General features: G+C 58.2%; 12 protein-coding genes and 2 pseudogenes. 6 read left to right on the plus strand and 8 right to left on the minus strand.

Translation table 11 applies throughout. The features are described 5' to 3' along the window. The first annotated feature begins 114 nt into the window (after positions 1-114). From ACQ86N_RS04510 to ACQ86N_RS04520, 3 genes are all read left to right on the plus strand, one after another. On the plus strand, positions 115-1,311 hold the full coding sequence (locus ACQ86N_RS04510) for a FecR family protein (protein ID WP_431214134.1): 1,197 nt from the start codon (positions 115-117) through the stop codon (positions 1,309-1,311). Between the two features lie 331 nt (positions 1,312-1,642). Further along, positions 1,643-4,483 carry a SusC/RagA family TonB-linked outer membrane protein gene (locus ACQ86N_RS04515; RefSeq protein WP_431214135.1) on the plus strand — a complete coding sequence of 947 codons (2,841 nt, stop codon included), beginning with the start codon at positions 1,643-1,645 and terminating at the stop codon, positions 4,481-4,483. A 551-nt stretch (positions 4,484-5,034) separates the two neighbouring features. Further along, entirely contained in the window at positions 5,035-6,636 is a 1,602-nt protein-coding gene (locus tag ACQ86N_RS04520; RefSeq protein ID WP_431214136.1) for a SusD/RagB family nutrient-binding outer membrane lipoprotein, read from the plus strand. 52 nt (positions 6,637-6,688) lie between these two features. Here the strand turns inward: ACQ86N_RS04520 and ACQ86N_RS04525 are convergent, their stop codons facing one another. From ACQ86N_RS04525 to ACQ86N_RS04540, 4 genes and pseudogenes are all read right to left on the minus strand, one after another. Then, the gene (locus tag ACQ86N_RS04525) at positions 6,689-7,603 is read right to left on the minus strand and encodes a bestrophin family protein (RefSeq protein ID WP_431214137.1); all 915 of its coding nucleotides are present in this window, start codon (positions 7,601-7,603) and stop codon (positions 6,689-6,691) included. 54 nt (positions 7,604-7,657) lie between these two features. Next, positions 7,658-8,906, minus strand: a pseudogene (locus tag ACQ86N_RS04530) (S41 family peptidase). Between the two features lie 200 nt (positions 8,907-9,106). After that, a complete protein-coding gene (locus ACQ86N_RS04535) occupies positions 9,107-9,394 on the minus strand; it encodes a hypothetical protein (protein WP_431214138.1) in 288 nt (95 codons plus the stop codon). Between the two features lie 144 nt (positions 9,395-9,538). Then, the gene (locus tag ACQ86N_RS04540) at positions 9,539-10,849 is read right to left on the minus strand and encodes a hypothetical protein (protein WP_431214139.1); all 1,311 of its coding nucleotides are present in this window, start codon (positions 10,847-10,849) and stop codon (positions 9,539-9,541) included. Between the two features lie 148 nt (positions 10,850-10,997). Between ACQ86N_RS04540 and ACQ86N_RS04545 the strand changes: the two genes are divergently transcribed. Continuing rightward, complete coding sequence (locus ACQ86N_RS04545) at positions 10,998-12,140, plus strand: hypothetical protein (RefSeq protein ID WP_431214140.1); 1,143 nt, start codon at positions 10,998-11,000, stop codon at positions 12,138-12,140. A 106-nt stretch (positions 12,141-12,246) separates the two neighbouring features. On the opposite strand, the gene ACQ86N_RS04550 is transcribed toward ACQ86N_RS04545, so the two are convergent. Then, a complete protein-coding gene (locus ACQ86N_RS04550; RefSeq protein ID WP_431214141.1) occupies positions 12,247-12,810 on the minus strand; it encodes a hypothetical protein in 564 nt (187 codons plus the stop codon). 96 nt (positions 12,811-12,906) lie between these two features. On the opposite strand from ACQ86N_RS04550, the gene ACQ86N_RS04555 reads away from it, so the two are divergent. Then, on the plus strand, positions 12,907-13,530 hold the full coding sequence (locus ACQ86N_RS04555; RefSeq protein WP_431214142.1) for a 3-keto-disaccharide hydrolase: 624 nt from the start codon (positions 12,907-12,909) through the stop codon (positions 13,528-13,530). Here the strand turns inward: ACQ86N_RS04555 and ACQ86N_RS04560 are convergent. After that, positions 13,465-14,229, minus strand: a complete 765-nt coding sequence (locus tag ACQ86N_RS04560; RefSeq protein WP_431214143.1) for a hemerythrin domain-containing protein — start codon at positions 14,227-14,229, stop codon at positions 13,465-13,467. The two genes, ACQ86N_RS04555 and ACQ86N_RS04560, sit on opposite strands and share 66 nt — an antisense overlap. 238 nt (positions 14,230-14,467) lie before the next feature. Between ACQ86N_RS04560 and ACQ86N_RS04565 the strand changes: the two genes are divergently transcribed. Next, positions 14,468-15,844, plus strand: coding sequence for a glycosyl hydrolase family 18 protein (locus ACQ86N_RS04565; protein WP_431214144.1), 1,377 nt, complete (start codon positions 14,468-14,470; stop codon positions 15,842-15,844). Between the two features lie 113 nt (positions 15,845-15,957). Here ACQ86N_RS04565 and ACQ86N_RS04570 read toward each other — a convergent pair whose 3' ends face one another. Then, the gene (locus ACQ86N_RS04570) at positions 15,958-18,315 is read right to left on the minus strand and encodes a M14 family metallopeptidase (protein ID WP_431214145.1); all 2,358 of its coding nucleotides are present in this window, start codon (positions 18,313-18,315) and stop codon (positions 15,958-15,960) included. Further along, positions 18,299-18,631, minus strand: a pseudogene (locus ACQ86N_RS04575) (peptidase); the annotation flags it as partial. The pseudogene ACQ86N_RS04575 and the gene ACQ86N_RS04570, both read right to left, overlap by 17 nt. Positions 18,632-18,691: the final 60 nt, after the last annotated feature.

The following is an 18,691-nucleotide window of genomic DNA, read 5'->3' on the forward strand; positions in this document are numbered from 1 at the left end:
GTGTTCTTATTATACCGGAGGACTTCTATGCAATCTCAAAACATTCTTTATCTGCTGGAGCAACATCTGGCGGGACAATTGACGGAATCACAACGGAGTCAGCTGGATGAAATAATGCAAAATCCTGATTACGAGGATGTTGTGAAAGAGTGTTTGTTGCAGTTGATGCAAACGGCAGACGAAAGCGCCCAGCCCGGCGGCGACCGGATCCTCCAAAATATACTGTCGGTCGATAAGACAGCCGGCCAGCCGGCGGAGACCCGCGGGGGACCCTTCTTCTTCCTGCGCCGCCCGCTGGTGAAGCGCTTTGCCGCAGCCGCCGTGGTCCTGGTCGCAATAGCCGGAACCTGGTTCTTCCTCCACACCCCAAAATCCACCCCCGCGGTAGCCACTGTACCCCCAAAAGCCACAACCATCAAACCGGGCACTAACCGGGCCATACTCACCCCGGCCAACGGACAGCAGATCGTCCTCGACGACGCACAGAAAGGCGTACTCGGCCAGCAGGGAAAGACCCGCGTAATAAAATTGGATAGTGGCCAGCTCGCCTACGCCGATGCGGACGGGCCCAACGCGGGAGCCGCCGGAAATCCGGCCGGCACCGGAAACCCCGGAACCGCCGGAACCAACGCGGGAACTGCCGGAAATCAGGCCGGGACCCCCGGAACCACCGCCATCCTCTTCAATACCATCGCCACGCCCCGCGGGGGACAATACCAGGTGACCCTCCCCGACCACACCAGGGTCTGGCTGAACGCCGAAAGCTCACTTCGCTTCCCCACCGCCTTCACCGGGAAACAACGGACGGTCGAACTCACCGGCGAAGCCTACTTCGAAGTCGCCCCCAACAAAAACCAGCCCTTCCTCGTCAGGGCGGGCTCCACCGAGACCCGCGTCCTCGGCACCCAGTTCAACGTCATGGCCTACGGCGACGAAGGCCCTGTGAAAACTACGCTGCTCGAGGGCTCCGTTCAGATGGGCCGGGGGCAGGCTAATGCACTGCTCGTACCGGGCCAGCAGGGACAGTGGGACGCCGCCGCCGGCAAAATGGCGACCCGGATGGTCAATACCCGCCAGGTCACGGCCTGGAAGGATGGATACTATTATTTCGACCGTACCCCGGTGCAGAGCGTCATGCGCCAGATCGCCCGTTGGTATGACGTGAAGATCGTCTATCAGGGCCAGGCGCCCAAAGACGAGATCGTTGGGAAAATACCTCGTACGGCCGACGTGTCGGAGGTCCTCCATGTCATGGAACTCATCGGGATCCGGTTCAAAATAGAAGGCAGGACGATCACCGTGCTCACCTAGTTCAACTACTACACATAAGGCGCGCTCCAGAAATGCCGGTCAAAACAGGATTGCCTAATCATATAAAAACCATTGCGATATGAAAACTTAACCGCCTAACTCAATTCCCCCTCATAAAAAATGCCGGAGGTGCTACCAACACCCCCGGCGAATAACCTGGCTGTGACCAGGGAGAGGGTCCCGAAAAACACGTCAGCGTAACGACTATTTCACGGTTCTAAAACCCAATCTTAACAAAGTTATGAATTCTCCGATCTTCTGCTCCCCATTATATAATGGGCGGCAGACGCCTGCCATCAGACGCGGGTTGTTTGCTAAAACGTTTTTGATTATGAGGTTGACCACCTTTTTATTATTAGCCACCGCCCTTCAGATCTCCGCGACGGGCCTCTCCCAGAAAATATCCATTTCCGGGAAGAATATGTCCCTGGAGAAGGTCTTCTCCACCATCGAGAAACAGAGCAACTACTCTTTTCTCTATAAATACAACGACCTCCAGAACACCCGGCCCGTGGACCTCCATCTGAAGAATGCCGATATTCGGGACGTTCTCGACGCCTGTCTGAGAGAACAGCACCTGGCCTACACCATCGAGAACAATATCATCGCCATCCGAATCGCGGCGGCGGCAACAAAGGCATCGGCGACAGAAATAGTGGCCGAACAGCCCCCAGCCGTCGTCAACGGCGTCGTTTTGAACGAAAAGGGCGAGCCCCTTGCCGGCGTCACCATTCTGGTGAAAGGCACCCAGCGCCAGGCGCTGTCCAACGACAAGGGCGAGTTCAGGATCCAGGCCGACGAGACCGAGACGCTGGTCTTCACCTATGTCGGATACGCTCCCAAAGAGGCCCGCGTCGTGTCGGGGCAGCCGATGCAGATCAGCCTCAGCCTCGCACAGGCAACGCTGAATGATATCGTCATCACGGCACTCGGTATCCGCCGCAGCGAAAAATCGCTGACCTATGCGACCCAGCAGGTGAAGGGCGAAGACCTGACCACGGTAAAGTCGGACAATCTGATGAACACCCTCAATGGTAAGGTCGCCGGTCTTACGATCAGCCCCAGCGCCTCGGGAGTGGGCGGGTCCGCAAAAGTGATCCTGCGCGGCAGCCGCAGCGCCAACGGGAACAACCAGCCCCTGTATGTTATCGATGGTATTCCCATCTCCAACGGAGCTAACGGCAACGGCCAGCCCGGGGGTACGTTCGGCGGCACACCCGACGGCGGCGACGGCATCTCCAACCTGAACCCCGAAGATATCGCCAGCATCTCCGTACTGGAAGGCGCCAGCGCGGCCGCCCTTTATGGCAGCCAGGCGCAGAACGGCGTCATCCTGATCACCACCAAAAAAGGCAGGGCCGGTCAGACGCAGATCAACTTCTCTTCGTCCGCGTTTGCCGAAAGCCTGGCCTACAAGCCGCAGTTCCAGAACTCCTACGGCCGCACCACGCCTACGGCGACGGACAGCTGGGGTGTAGCCACCAGCGGCGGCCAGGACAACCTGAAGGACTTCTTCCGGACCGGCACCAATTTCACCAACGCCCTCAGCGTCAGCGGCGGCGGTCCCAATGCACAGACCTATTTCTCCTACGCCAACACGCTGGCGAACGGCGTCCAGCCGAACAACAAGTTGCAGCGTCATAACTTCACGCTGAGAGAGACGGCGCGTCTGTTGCACGACAAGCTGACCGTAGACGGTAATGTCAGCTATATCACCCAAAAGATCAACAACAGCCCGGCCCTCGGTATCTATCAGAACGCGCTGACCGGTCTCTACCTTTTCCCGAGGGGATTGAGCATCCAGCCCTATAAGGACCACTACCTGAACACGGACAGTACGGGCTTCGCCCGCCAGAACTGGCCCTTCCAGGACGGTCTCTACCAGCAGAACCCCTGGTGGGTCCTGAACCAGCAGCCCAGCGTCGCCAACCGCAACCGCATCCTCTTCCAGGGAAGCCTGCGCTACGAGATCGCTTCCTGGCTGAATGTCCAGGTTCGCGGCAACGTAGACCATATCGCGGATGACTACGAGTCCGATCTGTACTCCGGCACCAACGGTCTCTACAACAGCAATGGCCGCGGTCATATGGTTCTCAACAACCAGACCTCCGAGCAGAAATACGGCGACGCCATAATCAACTTCAATATCCCCAGCCATTCCGCTGTCAAAGTCAACGGTCTGGTGGGTACGAGCATCACCGACTACAAGACGAAGGGTATCTACCTGCAGGGCGACCTGTCCACTCCCGACTTCTTCACCACCGGGAATATCATCGCGGCTCTTCCTGGTCTGACCACCGTGACGACGAGCCCTGCTACGCAGAACATTCCGGCTAACGGGATCAACAGCGTGTTCCCCGTCCATAACCAGATACAGTCCGTTTTTGGCAACGTCGACGTCTCCTATAATGACTGGGCCTACCTGACGCTCACGGGCAGGAACGACTGGTCCTCCAACCTTTCGTTCACTCCCAACGAGTCGTTCTTCTATCCTTCGGTCGGTCTGTCCCTGATCCTGTCACAGCTGCTGCACCTGCCTTCCTTTATCAACTACGGCAAGGTCCGCGGCACGTATGCGGAGGTCGGCAATACCGTTCCCGCCTACCTGACCCAGGTGCAGAACACCCAGAACTCTTCCGGTCAGCTGGTCTTCAATACGGCCAACGCCTTCCGCACGCTCAAGCCGGAGAAGACAAAGTCCATCGAGCTCGGCACCGAATGGCGCATGTTCGACAACAGACTGAACCTGAGCTTTACTTATTATAAGACGAATACCCGCAACCAGTACTTCCCGATACAGCCCGTCACGGCATCCCTGTTCTCTACGGGTTATGTCAACGCCGGGAATATCCAGAATACCGGTATCGAGTTTACCGTCGGATACGCCGTCATCCGCGAGCGTGACTTCACCTGGACTACCTCGGTCAACGGGGCGCTCAACCGGAACAAGATCATCGACGTGGACAGCCGCGACAGCATCAATACCTTCCAGCTGACGCAGAACGGGAACAACGCCTATGAGTCACACATCACGAAGGGCGGCCAGTTCGGCGATATCTACGGCTCATGCGCTGCAGAAAGACGCGCAGGGACGGATCCTCTTCAGCGGCAGCGGTACTTCCGCCGATCCCTACATTCCGAAGAGCAATGGTACATTCAGCCTGATCGGTAACCCCAGCCCGAGGTATCAGCTGGGATGGCGCAACGATTTTACCTATAAGAAATGGACGATGGGCCTGCTGGTCGACGGCAAATTCGGCGGACACGTGTTGTCCCTGACCCAGGCCATCCTGGACCAGTATGGCGTATCGAAAGAGACGGGTGACGCGCGGAATGCCGGAGGCGTAAAGGTCAACGGTGTAGACGGCACGGGCAAGCTGGTCTCTACTGTCGATCCCAAGACCTGGTACGAAGCCATCGGCGGCCGCAACGGTATCTCCGGAGAATACATCTACAGCGCTACGGTTGTCCGTCTGCGTGAAGCATCCATCGGATATACCCTTCCAATACCTGACGGTTTCTTCAAATCCATCAAGGTATCCGCGGTAGGGCGTAACCTGGTGTACTTCTCGAAGAAGGCTCCTTTCGATCCCGAGCTGACCCTGTCTACCGGCAACGGTCTGTCCGGCGTCGACGTGTTCAACCAGCCCGCTACGAGGAATTTTGGTCTGAGTATAAATGCAAATTTCTAATTCAAAGTGAGCCACAGGCTCAAGCACAAATATGAAAAAATATATTTCCATTCGTACAATAGGGTTGTTTGCCGCGGCGGCGATTGCCGGCAGCAGCTGTACGAAGAATTTTGAATCCTATAATACGAATCCGACTTCGCTCACCAACAGTCAGTCGCTGGCCATCATCAATTCCGCCTACGGTCCCCTCGAGCAGGAGATCTATCATAACTACCAGGTCGCCCAAAATCTGAGTGCGGATGGTTTTGCAGGCTACCTCATGTCTCCGACGCCCTTCAAGGCCTCCTACGACCTCAACTATGGCCTGGTCGATGGCTGGGACCGCAACGGATTTGTAGACCAGTACAACTATATCATGGCTCCCGTCAGCAAGATCGCGGCGGCGGGCGCGCGCAGCGGCCGGCCCGAGCTGTGGGCAGTGGCGCTGGCGATACAGGTGGATGCGATGAACCGGGTCACCGACAGATTTGGTCCCATTCCTTACAGCAAGGCGGGTACATCGCTGACGGCCGTCCCCTATGATGCGCAGAAGGACGTTTATAATATGTTCTTTGCCCAGCTGGATACGGCGGCTTCCAATCTGAACACGTATATCGCCGCCCACCCGAACGATACGACCTCGCTCGGCGCCAACGACCTGGTCTATCAGGGGCATATGGATAAATGGCTGAAGTTCGTCAACTCGCTGCGTCTCCGGCTGGCAATGCGCATCGTAAAGGCCGACGCTACTACGGCCCAGGCCCAGGCCGAGAAGGCGATGACGGCCGCCGGTGGTCTGATGTCTACGCCTGCCGACGACGCAAAGTTTCAGCAGTCGGGTGGCCGCAACAACGATATCTGGATCGTGGCTTTTCAGTATCAGGGTGACTGCCGTCTCAATGCGGCGATCGCTACCTATATGAACGGCTACAACGACCCGCGTCTGCCGAAATATGCTTCTCCCGCGACGGACCCGACGGTGGTGGCTGCGGTAGGTTCCGGTAAATACGTGGGCATCCGCATCGGCATCAGCATCGCTGCAAAGGCCGACTACGTCAACTATGCCGGTCCCAATACCGACCAGACCTTTACGCAGACCGCGCCCCAGACGCTGATGACGGCAGCCGAGAGTTGGTTCCTGAAGGCTGAGGCCGCAGTACGTGGATGGAACGGCGCAGGCGATGCGAAAACCGACTATGAGACCGGTATCAACACCTCCTTCCAACAGTGGGGTGTATCCGCCGGCGGCTATCTCTCCGACGCCACCAGCACGGAGACCGCCTATGTGGACCCAAAGAACGCCGCCAATAATTCACCGGCTTTGTCGACGATCACCATCCAGTGGGATCCTGCGGCAGCCAACGAGACCAAGCTCGAGCGGATCATCACGCAGAAATGGATTGCGATGTTCCCCGACGGACAGGAAGGCTGGGCCGACTATCGCCGTACCGGTTACCCGCGCCTGTTCCCCGTGGTCAATAATACCAGCGGCGGGACGATCAGCACGACTACGCAGATCCGCCGTCTGGCTTTTCCGCAGAGCGAGTACACCTCCAACGGCGCGGCCGTGCAGAATGCTGTATCGGGCCTGCTGAATGGACCCGACAATGGCGGGACCCGTCTCTGGTGGGACGTGAATAAGGGGAACTTCTAGGACTAAGGGAGATTCGAATATGGAGGGCGGACCGTAGTGGTCCGCTCTTTTTTTATGTCAAATAATATTTGTCTTCTTCGTCCTCGGGGTCAGGGTTAAGCGGCCGCTCGTCCATCTCGAGCAACGAGTTCTCGAGGTTGCGGCACATCGCGTCGAGGGCCAGGTCGTTGGGGGCGGTGCCGAAAGGGTCTTCCAGTTCGTCGGCGATGGCCTCGAGCGCCACATAGGTATAGGCGATAAAGGTGACGACGATGGGTGTCATCCAGCCCAGGCTCTCGACGAGGCCGAAGGGCAGCATGAAACAGTAGACATAGACGGTCCGGTGCAAAAGGACGCTGTAGGAATAGGGCAGGGGAGTGGAGGCGATGCGTTCGCAGCCGCCGATGATATCCGACAGTTGGTTCAGCTGTTGGTCGAAGGACTGCTGGCGGATGGAGTCGATATTCCCGCACTGTTTGACAGACTGGACCCAGTAGCCGAGTGTCTTCAATAAGAAGACGGGCTTCCAGCGCGCGGCTTTGGCGCGGGAGGCTAGGTTTGCGGGCAGGAGACGGTCGAGGTCTGGGTCGGGGTCGGTCTGGCGCAGCTGGTGTTTCAGCGAGAAGGCCAGGGCGATAAGACAGTTGACGAAAGGCGCGGGCTGGCTGGGCTGGTCGACGAGGGTATGCGCCTGGCGGGTCAGCGATCTGCCCGTGTTGAGGAGGCCGCCCCAGAGGCGGCGGGCTTCCCAGAACCGCTCGTAGCTCGCGCTGTTGCGAAAGCCGAGGAAGAGGGCCAGCGCAATACCGAAGAGCGTAAAGGGCGCCGGGTTCATATGGATATCCCATCTGGCCAGGGTGGGCTCGTAGTAGACGACGGCGATGGCGACGATCAGCAGCAGGACCAGACGCGGCAGCAGGCGCGGCAGAACGGAGCCCCGCCAGATGAATAGCATCAGGAACCAGTGTTCTTTTTTGCGGATGATCATATAGGTAAATATCGTGAAATTTTTTGGGAGCTGCGGCCCCGCGTGAACCGCGGGTTATTTCCCCGCGGATAGCATCTCCTTCACCGCGGCCTCGATCTGCTGGTCCTCGCCGGCCAGGACGCGGCCGTATTCGTTGGGCACGCGGATATCGGGCTCGAGCTGGTGGTTCTCCGTGGGATGGTCCTCGCCGGCGCCGTAGCTGGCCACCATCGGGATGCCGAAGACGATGCGGTTGTTGATCTGCGTCTCCCACCAGACGGCGGTGCCGGTGCCGGCGACGGGCATGCCGATCAGCTTGCCGATCTTCAGCTCCTTATAGGCGTAGGGGAACATAAAGGCGTCCGAATAGTTGCCTTCGCTCATGACGACGCAGCTGGGTTTGGTCCATTTGTTCAGGGACTCTCCCCCTGGTCGTATGATTCTGCGGGTGGAGGGTGAAATACAACTTGCCGCCGAGGAAGGTGACCAGGTCGTCGTGGAGCCAGCCCCCGCCGTTGTACCGGGTGTCGACGATCAGCGCGGACTTGTCGATATTCTTCCCGAGCACCTTGTCGAAAGTGACTCTAAAACTTGGGTCGTCCATGCTCCGCACGTGCACATATCCCACCTTCCCGCCCGAAAGGCTGTCGACCATATGCTCCATCATCCGCGTCCAGCGGTTGTACAGCAGCGTGGAAGTCTCCACCTGTGGTTTGATGGGTTTGATATTCTCGTCATACGAGGCGCCGCCGCCACCGTGAAAGGAGATCAGCGTCAGCTGTCCCGCTTTGTGGTTCAGCAGCGAGGCCCAGTCGGCGCCGGCGGTGATGGGCTGTCCGTCTATCCTGTCGATGACCATACCCGGCGCCATATGCGTCCCGTCGATATCGAAGGGGCCGCCCGCAATAACTTCTTTCACGACCAGTCCATCGCCTCTTTTTGAAAGGTCATAGAGCAGTCCGAGCGCCGCCGTCTCGTCCCCGTTGGGGAAGTCCGGACGGTAACGGCCGCCCGTATGCGAAGCGTTGAGCTCGCCCAGGAACTCGCTGAGCAGGACCTGAAAGTCGTAGTAGTTGTTGATATGCGGGAGGAACTGCCGGTACAGCGTGTGGTAGTAGTCGAAATCCACGCCCTGCAGGTGCGGGTCGAAGAGCTTCTTCTTCACCTGGCGCCACGCGTGGTCGAAGATATAGGCGCGTTCGCCCGCGGCGTCGAGCTCCATTTCCGTATTGATGCGAACCGGCGAGATCTTGCCGTCTTCCGTCGTCACGCGGTACATACTGCCGCCCGCCAGCACGAACAGGAATTTCCCGTCGCGCGACATCTCGAGGCGGCCGCCTGCGGCGTCCAGTTTGGCCAGCTGCCGGGTCTCGTGCGTACGGAGCGTGGCGACCCACAGGTCGAAGCCTTTTTCATAGCTGGCGAGGTAATAGAGTTTTTCGCCGTCTTTGGAGAGTTTGGCGCCGCTGATCAACGTGGAGGTCGAGGTCAGGCGCTGGGTGCGGTCTTCCAGATTGCGAAGGTTTATGACGGGTAGCTCGGGGGTTTTTTGGACGCCGAGTCTTTCTTCTCCATCTCCTGGCGGAGTTCGAAGTCTTCCTTACTCAGCTGGCTGCGGTCCCAGGCCCGCGGGTCGAAGAACATCGCGTATACGTCTGTCTGGCTGCCGCGGCTGAGGTTCTTCATTCCCTGCCGGTTGTTGAGCCAGTACATCATTTTGCCGTCGAGTCCCCACTGCGGGCGCTCGTCGTCGAAGCCGCTCCATGTGAGATTGGTGCGTTTGCCCGAGCCGTCGTCCTTTATCAGCACCACCTCGTGGTTGTTCCAGCCGCCCCCTCGCCGGACTGGGCGAGAATATATTTGCTGTCGGGGGACCAGGCATAGTACTGGTCGCCGTCGGCATAGGAATAGTTGACGCCTTCGGGGATCAGGACCGTGCTGTTGTGCGAAGCCAGGTCATAAGATTTGAGGATATTGCGCTCTTCGAGGTAGGCGATCTTCTTGCCGTCGGGGGAGTAGACTCCGCCGAACTCTTCTTTTCTGGTGGCGATGACGGGTGTGGTCGTCGAGCTGCGTGGCCGCGTAGAAATACAGCTCGTCCTTAGCGGCTATGCTCACCTGCTGAATGTCCCAGGAATCGTGCGCTTCCGCCGAGTAGAGGAGGCTGCGGCCGTCGGGGCTGAAGTTCAGCATCCTTTCCTGGTACGGCGTGCTGGTAATGCGGCGGGTAGTGGCGCCGTCGGCCGAGGTGACGAATATATCTCCGCGGTAGACGAATGCTATCTGCTTGCCGTCGGGGGAGACCGCCATTTCCGAGACTTCTCCTTTTACGGGGATGATCGCCGTTTCGTCACCGGAGAAGTCGGCGTTGAGTATGATGCTCAGCTTTTGCGGCTGGCCGCCTTCCGTCAGCGTATACAGGTCACCGGCATAGGTAAAGACCAGCAGCCCGTCGTTGCTGCGCGAAAGCTGGCGCACGGGGTTTTTGTCGAAATGTGTCAGCTGCTGTGCCTGGGCGGGGTTGTCCAGGGAGGCCCGAAAGATATTCTGATTACCGGCCCTTTCGCTGAGATAGTAGAATGCGCCGCCCTTGCCCCAAACGGGCTCGCGGTCTTCTCCTTTAAAGTCGGACACCTTTGTATACTCGCGCGTTGCCGTATTGTAGACCCAAATATCGCGGGTGACGGCAGAGCTGTGGTGTTTGCGCCATGGGTCCTCATAGCCCTTGCGGTCCTGGTAGATGAGCCTGTCGCCTTTGTCGTTGTAGTGCGCGAATTCCATTCCGGCGCTGTTGAGCATAATGCTCGATCCGCCTTTCACGGGAACGTCGTATAGCTTCATGAAATTCCCGTCCGATGGGTAACGGGCAGAAGTATTGATATCGTGCCTGTCGGTCCCAAAAATGACGGACAGGTCGTCCGGGGAAAAATCGTAGGGGATATCCCGGGCCGAGTTGGTGGTGAGGCGGGTGGCTTCTCCGCCGCCCGCGGACATGACGTATATATCGAAATTGCCGTAGCGGTCGGAGGCGAAGGCGATCTTTTTGCTGTCGTGGCTCCAGACGGGGTAGCCGTTGTAGGCGTTGTTCAGCGTGAGCGCGACGGCGGCGCCGCCGGAGGAGGAGACCTTGAACAGGTGGCCCTTGTAGCCGAAGGCAATCCATTTTCCGTCGGGGGAGACGCTGGGTTGTTGAATCCAGCGGGGCTGGGACTGGGCAATAGTATGAAGGGATAAGGCCAGCAGGCACAGGGGCAGCAGATTTCTCATGGCGTGATTAATTTTTGGTCAGCCTAATGTAGGTAAAAATGGGTGACTTTGCTTTTTATGAGTTGTGATTGGCCTTGAACTAATTTGAACTGCGCCTGAACAGCGATTGTGCGCTGGCTTTCCCAATTTGCGGGAAAGTATAATTAAAATGAAAAGACTATTTTTCTTTTTGGGGTTGTTGCCCTTTATAACAGTAATGGCGCAGCGGAAGGCTGCGGGTGCTCCGCCAAAGGCAGATGCGGTGCCGCTGACGGCGGAGAACTGGGACTTCAGGCCGGGCGCCGTGGAATTTACCGATAGCGCCGGCGCACCCGCGATGAAGATCGTGGGGGACGGGCTCGTGGTGCTGAAGAACACCGATTTTGGCGACGGGACTATTGAATTTGATGATGTACTGGCCGAGAGAGGGTTTGCGGCATTCTATTTCAGGTGGCAGGACACCCTCGAGAACGAGAACTTTTATTTTCGAACACCGGTTGGGGCCGGGCATCCTTATGCCATCCAGGGCGTGCAGTATGCGCCGACCATCAAAGGCGTCAACTGCTGGGATCTGCTATATCATTTCCAGACCGGCGCTACCTACGACGTGGGGACGCCGCACCACGTTAAACTGGTGATCAGCGGCAGGCAGATGCGCGTGTATGTCGCCGGCCAGCCCGTGCTGGACGTGCCGAGGCTCGAGGGGAACACGACGCATGGCACGCTGGCCATTTCCGGCAACCGAATCATCTCCCATCTCGTACTGCGGCCGGGTCAGACCGAGGGTCTGTCGTCCGTTGAAGGAGCGGATCCTACTGCCGCCGACACGAGGTGGCTCCGGCGCTGGCGGGTGACGAAGGCCGAGACCATGCCTGCGGGCATCGATTTTGGTATGTCGATGATGCCGGGGAAGGACGCGGCATGGACCCCGATAGTCGCGGAGCGCCGCGGCCTGGTCAATCTCACGAGGCTCTATGGGGGCAATCCTTCGAACCGGAATCAGCCGCGTCGTATCTGCTGGCTGAAGACGACGATACACGCGGACAGCGCGCGGCCGGTCAACCTGCGGCTGGGGTTTGTGGACGATGTGTGGATGTTCCTCAACGGCCAGTGGTTGTACGCGGACAAGAATCACTATGGGGAGCCCATTGCAAAGAAGCCGGCCGGAAGGATCTCACTGGACAATGCCCAGGTGACCCTGCCGCTGAGAAAGGGGGATAATGAGCTGCTGGTCGGTATCGCTCATGATTTTTGGGGATGGGGGTTCGAGGCCCGTCTCGACGACCTGGACGGGATTGGATTGGAGCGGTAGGACGCGGTTCACGCGTGGTTCACGCCGCTGCGTGGGTCCCGCGGTTCACATGGTTCACGCCGCTGCCTGGGTCCCCCGGTTCACGACCGTTCACGCGACCCCCGGTTCACGCCCCCCTCAACCTCTTGGCCGTCAGCAACGACCAGGCCACCCGAAACGCGACAAGACTCTGCGCCGGCGCGCCACCCGCGACAAAGACGTGTTCGTACCGAAGACCAAAATTCAGTGGGACGGAGGAAGACGGGATGATATATCCCACACCCAGACCGGCCGCGGGGCCGCTGGCCCTGACGTCTTTTTCCGTCCCATCCGTATTGTACAGCGGGTTGCCGGCGGCGTCGGTCTGCTGGATATCGGTGGAGCCGATAGTATAGCCGGCGAGGGGCTCGACATAAAAACCGGTTCCGTTGGGGCTGAAGGCATGACGAAAGCTGACCAGCAGCGGCAGGAAGAGCAGGTGGCTATTCGCCGTGGCGTTAAAGGCATAGATGCCGGCCTCGAGACCGATATCGTCGGCCTTACCTACAGGAATGGCGCCATGGATAAAACCGCCAAAGCCGGTGGAAGACAATCCTTTTGTTGTTAAATGGGCTACTTCGATCTGCGCCTGCAGGGTGGCGCTAAAAATTACGGAGAATACAGACAGGAACAGGATCTTGCTGAGACGCATGATGGACAGATATTGGATTTGACCGAAAAATAGCATTTGTTTATTTGCTAAAGAAAAATATCGATACTTTTATTATTGCAGGTCAAAACTTACTATATGAAAAAAGTCTTATGTATAGCAGCGTTCGCGGCCCTGATGGCCGCGACTCCGAAGGAAGCCGCCTGGATCTCTCTGTTCGACGGCAAGACACTCAATGGCTGGAAGGTAGGTAACAACGCCGCTACTTTTTCCGTAGAGGACGGGGCGATCGTAGCACATGGCCAGACCGCTCACCTCTTTTATGACGGCGCCGTAAAGAATCACAACTTTAAAAACTTCGAATTCAAGGCCGACGTGATGACAGAGCCCGGCTCCAACTCGGGCATCTATATCCATACGCAGTATCAGGAGAGTGGCTGGCCCGCGAAAGGATATGAAGTACAGGTAAACAACTCACATACGGACTGGCGCAGGACGGGCAGCCTCTATGCCGTCGAGGACGTGAAGGAAGTGTATGTTAAGGACAATGTATGGTTCACCGAGTATGTCAGCGTGAAAGGAAAGCATATTACTATTAAGATCAATGATAAGACGGTAGTCGACTACACCGAGCCCGACAACGTTCAGCGGCCAAAGGATATGGCGGGACGCGTGCTGTCCAGCGGGACCTTTGCACTACAGGGCCATGACCCCAACAGCAAGGTTCATTTCAAAAATATAATGGTGAAGCCGTTGGATTAGTACAACGGTCCCCCTCTGGTCAGTTGAGGGGGCGAGATACACCAACTGATTATTCAAGTCCTTCTCCAGCCGGCGGGCCATGGGGATCAGCACCTCTTCTTCGATATGGGCGTGGACGCATAGGTCCTGCTCGAATATCTGCAGCTGTGTCAGCAGGATGCGGTAGAGCGATTCGTTGTCTTTCGGCGGCTCATACAGACGTATCGTCTGACGGATATCCTTCAGCTCGTCTTCGGTATCGTGGTGTTCACTGAGAAATCGGTCGATCGAATAGTCGCGGCGCGCGATGAGGATCCGGGAGAAGTCCGCGGGGCTTTCTTCGGCCTCGCGCAGCAGCTGAATATATGGGAGGAGGCGGGCTTCCTCTGCCTGGATATGCTCGGAGAGGTCCTGGACATACCGGCGGAAGAAGTTTTGAAGCGCGATGAGTATGGGGTGACCGGTCTCGTAGTGGCCGGACAGCAGCAGTATACTTTGCTCGATCTCGGGAAGCTTCTTCTCGAAGTAATAGATATGAGTTCGCTGGATATAATCCACGATCATCCCAATGGGAAAGGGGTCAAAGTCCCGGGCGTTGAATATCTTCTCTTCGAACACGCGCAGCAGGGTGGCGATAAATTCCGTCTGTTCTCCATCCGTCACCTGCTGAGTCTTATAGCGTTGCATCACCTGGGGATAAAAATCGCTGTTTTCGGGCATAGCCTTCCTACATTTAAACTAACACCAAATTTAGGGGAAATTCCCATAATTAGATGTGAAAAGGGATGAGGGGAAATCCGGAGAAAAGCTTCCCACGGCGGGGCGCCCGCGGCAAGACTGCGGGTTAACGAAAACGTTTGCGGAAAATCGGGCATTTGAAGTAGTAATGAAGTGGTGCCTGGAAAGGCCCGGACAGGTCAAAACAATATCTTTAGCCCTCATTAAAACCTATCTTATCATGAGAAAAAATTCAGTGCTTACCTGGGCCGCTGCGCTGGTCCTGCTCCTTTCGTCATGTCGTAAAGACATCAGTGTCAGTAGTACAACGGGGACCGTCCCCCGGGCGGCGACGGCCACGAACTTCAAGGTCATGGGCTATCTGACCTCGTGGGCGGGAAATGTCAGTCAGGTGCAGTTCGGGAATCTTACCCACGTCACCTATGCCTTTCTGATCCCCACGTCCAGCGGTGGTTATCAGCCGGTCGACAACCCTTCGAAGCTGTCCAGCATGGTCTCGTCCGCGCACGCCAGTGGGGTGAAGGCCCTGATCTCCGTAGGCGGCGGTGGAGGCGGCGGCGGGTTTGCGGGCATCGTGGCCAGCCCGGCGAACATCACCAACTTCGTCAACAACATGCTTGCTTTTTGCAACCAGTATGGACTTGACGGCGTGGACATCGACTGGGAATACCCGTCGACGGGGACCCAGGCCACCAATTTTCAGACCATGCTGACGCAGCTGTCGACGGCGCTGCACAACAGCGGCAGGATCCTGAGCATCGCCGTTATCGGGCTGGGCGGCGACTATGTGCTGAGCGGCGTATTCAACGTCGTGGACATCGTCATGGTCATGGCCTATGACGACAACAATTTCCAGCACTCGACCTACGAGTTGGCGACGCAGTGTATGGCGTACTGGCTCGGCAGGGGTTGTCCGGCTTCGAAGGCCATTCTGGGCGTGCCTTTTTATGGGCATGACTCTTCACAGGATCCCAATTCGGATGCGGCGGAGGTCAACTATAACACGATCCTTTCGAAGGGGGCCAGTCCTTCGCTGGACGTCTACAGCACGTTCGGTTACAATGGGCTGCTGACCATGAAGAGCAAGACCAGCTATGCGATGAGTGTCGGCGGAGGCATCGGCATCTGGGAACTTTCGGGGGATGCGACGGGCGCCAGTTCACTGCTGTCGGCTATCAAGTCGGTGGTGAATGCGGGTGGCGCGGTGAACACCAATGCGCCAACGGGGACAACGGTTACTTTCAGGGGCAATAACGGACTGTATGTCAGCAGTGAGAACGGGACAAAGGCCATGACCTGTACGCGCACGGTGGCCCAGGGCTGGGAGAGCTTCCTGGTCGTAGACGCGGGGCATGGCAAGGTGGCGCTGCAGGCGATGAGCAAGTATGTTTCATCCGAGGACGGTCAGCAGGCGATCACCTGCAACCGTACTGCCTACAGCACCTGGGAGGTCTTTGACTGGATCACGGCGGCGGACGGCAACGTGACGCTGCGGAGTACCAACGGGCTGTTCGTTTCGAGCGATAACGGAGCGAAGAGTATGACCTGTACGCGAACTGCGGCCCAGGGATGGGAAGAGTTCGGGATCAATCAATAGGCAAGGAGCCTGGGATCCATCAATAGGCAATCGTTCATACATATAGCAATCGTTAAAGGCCCGGGTTTATACCCGGGCCAATTTTGGACGTCGGCGCCGCGTGCGGCGGCCCACTATTTTGTTGTGTACAATTGGTTGAACAATAATTTAAACGTCCCGTGTGTCTGGGCGCGGAAGGTGATCTCCGGGCCGAAGGCGTAGAGTTGGCCCTGGCCGATGGTGGCGACGAAGGCGGCGACGCCGTCGCGAAGATAGGCCTGACCCCAGGCCCAGCCGCTGCGCAGCGGTTTGTCACTGGCGAACCACGCGATGGGGCGGACGCTGCCGTTGGCGACGGCTTCGGGGTTGATATTGAACACGGGGCTTTGGTCGAAATAGGTGTCGGCTTCCCTGGGCATGCCCCAGGTGGCGGCGGCGGTGCTGCCGGGGTTGACGCCAGGGGCGCTGGTGTCGAGAGTGACGCGCAGGACGCTGCCGGGGATATAGAATTTCTCGTTTGGCAATTTGCGCTCCTTCGCGCCGACCATCTCGACGAGGGCGTCGTGTACCGGTACGCCGAGGTGGTACGCGAGACTGGTGCTGCTGCCGATGGTGATGATGCGGCCGCCGGCCCTGAGGAACTGTTCCAGCTGCGGAATGGATTTCTGCGGAGTGATGCGTCCGAGATGGCTGCGGTACTCGGCGGGTATACTGTCGGGGTTGGGGTCTGTCCGGTTGAAGCCGCCGCCGCGCGCGTTGCTTTCCGCGCCGGGTGCAGCAGGGATGGCGCCGCCGACGAAGATGATGACGTCGTATTTGCTGCGGAGGTTGCCGGAGTCGATGCTTTTGCTGTAGATAATTTCGTAAGGGAAATGGTACTGTTCGAGAATATATCGGGTCCAGCCGGAGGGCATCGACCCGCCGTAGCTGTCCCAGAGGGCGACCCGCGCGGGAGTGATGCGGGAGGAGTTGGCGTGGCTGCCGATATAAAAATCACCGTTGGCATTACTTCTGGAGACGGACTTGCCGGCTTTCAAAAGGTCGTTGACGGCGGTATAGGATGCATTGCTTCGGGTATCGAGCCGCCCGTCTTTCGGAGTCGCCGGCGCTGCCGTCTGCGGCTGGCCGTAGGGAATACGCTCGAAGGGACCGTCGAAAGCCTCCACCAGCCGGTCAAAACGGATGCCCATGGTATAGGCCGAGGTCCAGCCGGCGGCGTCGTAGGGTGGTATCGGCGGTCCGCCGGGATAGGCGAAGTCGTTAGGGTGGTCCTGCGGTTCGAAGAGGTCGAGGACGTGGGGACGGAAGGCCTGATTAGTCCTGACGATATAGGAGCCGGCGGGGTAAGTCTTTCCGGCCACTGTAAAGGAAGCCGTAGCTTTTTCGACGGCGATGCCGGTGCCGATGAGGGCGTTGATGAATCGGATGGCGGTAGGGAAGTCGGGTTGATCGGAAGGCAGTATATAGCCGCGGGCGTCGCGGTTGGCGGGGTTCTTTAACACGCTATCATAAAATCGGACGGCGACTGTGTCCACACGGCGGCGGGCCGAGTCGCGGGAGTTGCGGGTGACGGCGAGGTCGGCGAGCCGGTTGATCTCCTCACTGCGTTTTGGCGAGAGCGTCCAGTTGTCGCGGCTGCCGCGTACTATGGAGTTGCGGCCCATCTTATAGATGTTGTAGAGCAGCTCGTCGCGGTAGCGGACGGCGTAGTCGAGTACCGCATAGTTCAGCGAGACGGAATAGTCGATGGATTGCCGGAAATGCCATTTCTGCGGGGTGACGGGGTTCGGCGTCGCGCCGCTGGGGATCAGGCGCTGCGGTACGAGGGGTATATCGGTGGGAGTCGGGCTGCCGATGATCTCCGTCAGCAGGCCCACCATATTGTGGAAATAGGTCGTGGTACGGAGGCCGCCGTTGTACCAGGTGGAATAGACGGAGCCGGCGCGCTGGGTATAGCCGGGTTTGCCCTCTATATTGAGGCGGTTGTTCATGGCTGCGCCGACGGCGTCGAGGCTGGTGATGACCAGCGGGTCGAAGACATAGTTGAAGGGGTCGCGGTACGGCGGCCCGGCAACGACCGAGCCGGGAGGTCCCGTCTGGTGGTGGTTGTACATGATCTGGGGGATCCATTCGACGAACAACTGGCGGCAGATATTCTGTGTCTCCCTGAGATTGAGCATATAGAAGTCGCGGTTGTTGTCGTGGCCGGCGTATTTCTCGTAGAGCCGGGGCACCTGCTCGAGCGACCTGGACTCCGGCCGCTGGCTGCGCATATACCAGTCCGATACCAGCTGCTGTCCGTCGGGGTTCACCTGGGTGAGCAGGACGATCACGTTGTCGAGTATGTGCTGTGTTTCGGCGTCGTTGCGGCTCAGCAGCTGGTACGCTATTTCGATGAGCTGCTGGGTGGCGACCAGCTTCGGTGGCGTGGAGGCCGCCGTCGATCCATACGACCGTCTTTCCTTCTTCCGCCAGGGCATGGGCCTGTTCATCGGTGATGTTCTCCGCGTGCGCGAGCTGCTGGGAGATGGTCTTATAGCGGTCAAGGTTCTTCAGGTTGGCGGGAGAGGAGATGATCATCATCAGCTGGTCGCGCCCTTCTTCTGTCTTTCCGATGACCGTATATTTCGCCCGGTCCGAGGCGGCCGCGATCGTTTTGAGATAGGCTTCTTCACGGGTATAGTTGGCGAGCTGATAGTCGTCGCCGATGTTCCAGCCGAAGAAGGACTTTGGGGTCGGGATATTCTGTGCCCTGGTTATCAGGGTCAGGACAAGGAGGGGGAGCAGAAGGAGGCTTTTCGGTCTCATGTGCAGTCTAAATTTTGAGGTGATGACTCCCTGCCGCAGGGAAATCGCCGTTAGGTGAAT

It is taken from the genome of Puia sp. P3 (assembly GCF_050632245.1).
Lineage (GTDB): Bacteria > Bacteroidota > Bacteroidia > Chitinophagales > Chitinophagaceae > Puia.

What these genes read in the sequence shown, in the direction of transcription:
- ACQ86N_RS04510 (WP_431214134.1), top strand. Translation starts at nt 115, where the DNA reads ATGCAAAATCCTGATTACGAGGATGTTGTGAAAGAGTGTTTGTTGCAG.
- ACQ86N_RS04525 (WP_431214137.1), bottom strand. Translation starts at nt 7,603, where the DNA reads ATGATCATCCGCAAAAAAGAACACTGGTTCCTGATGCTATTCATCTGG.
- ACQ86N_RS04545 (WP_431214140.1), top strand. Translation starts at nt 10,998, where the DNA reads ATGAAAAGACTATTTTTCTTTTTGGGGTTGTTGCCCTTTATAACAGTA.
- ACQ86N_RS04570 (WP_431214145.1), bottom strand. Translation starts at nt 18,315, where the DNA reads ATGAACAGGCCCATGCCCTGGCGGAAGAAGGAAAGACGGTCGTATGGA.
- ACQ86N_RS04550 (WP_431214141.1), bottom strand. Translation starts at nt 12,810, where the DNA reads ATGCGTCTCAGCAAGATCCTGTTCCTGTCTGTATTCTCCGTAATTTTT.
- ACQ86N_RS04515 (WP_431214135.1), top strand. Translation starts at nt 1,643, where the DNA reads ATGAGGTTGACCACCTTTTTATTATTAGCCACCGCCCTTCAGATCTCC.
- ACQ86N_RS04560 (WP_431214143.1), bottom strand. Translation starts at nt 14,229, where the DNA reads ATGCCCGAAAACAGCGATTTTTATCCCCAGGTGATGCAACGCTATAAG.
- ACQ86N_RS04540 (WP_431214139.1), bottom strand. Translation starts at nt 10,849, where the DNA reads ATGAGAAATCTGCTGCCCCTGTGCCTGCTGGCCTTATCCCTTCATACT.
- ACQ86N_RS04520 (WP_431214136.1), top strand. Translation starts at nt 5,035, where the DNA reads ATGAAAAAATATATTTCCATTCGTACAATAGGGTTGTTTGCCGCGGCG.
- ACQ86N_RS04565 (WP_431214144.1), top strand. Translation starts at nt 14,468, where the DNA reads ATGAGAAAAAATTCAGTGCTTACCTGGGCCGCTGCGCTGGTCCTGCTC.
- ACQ86N_RS04555 (WP_431214142.1), top strand. Translation starts at nt 12,907, where the DNA reads ATGAAAAAAGTCTTATGTATAGCAGCGTTCGCGGCCCTGATGGCCGCG.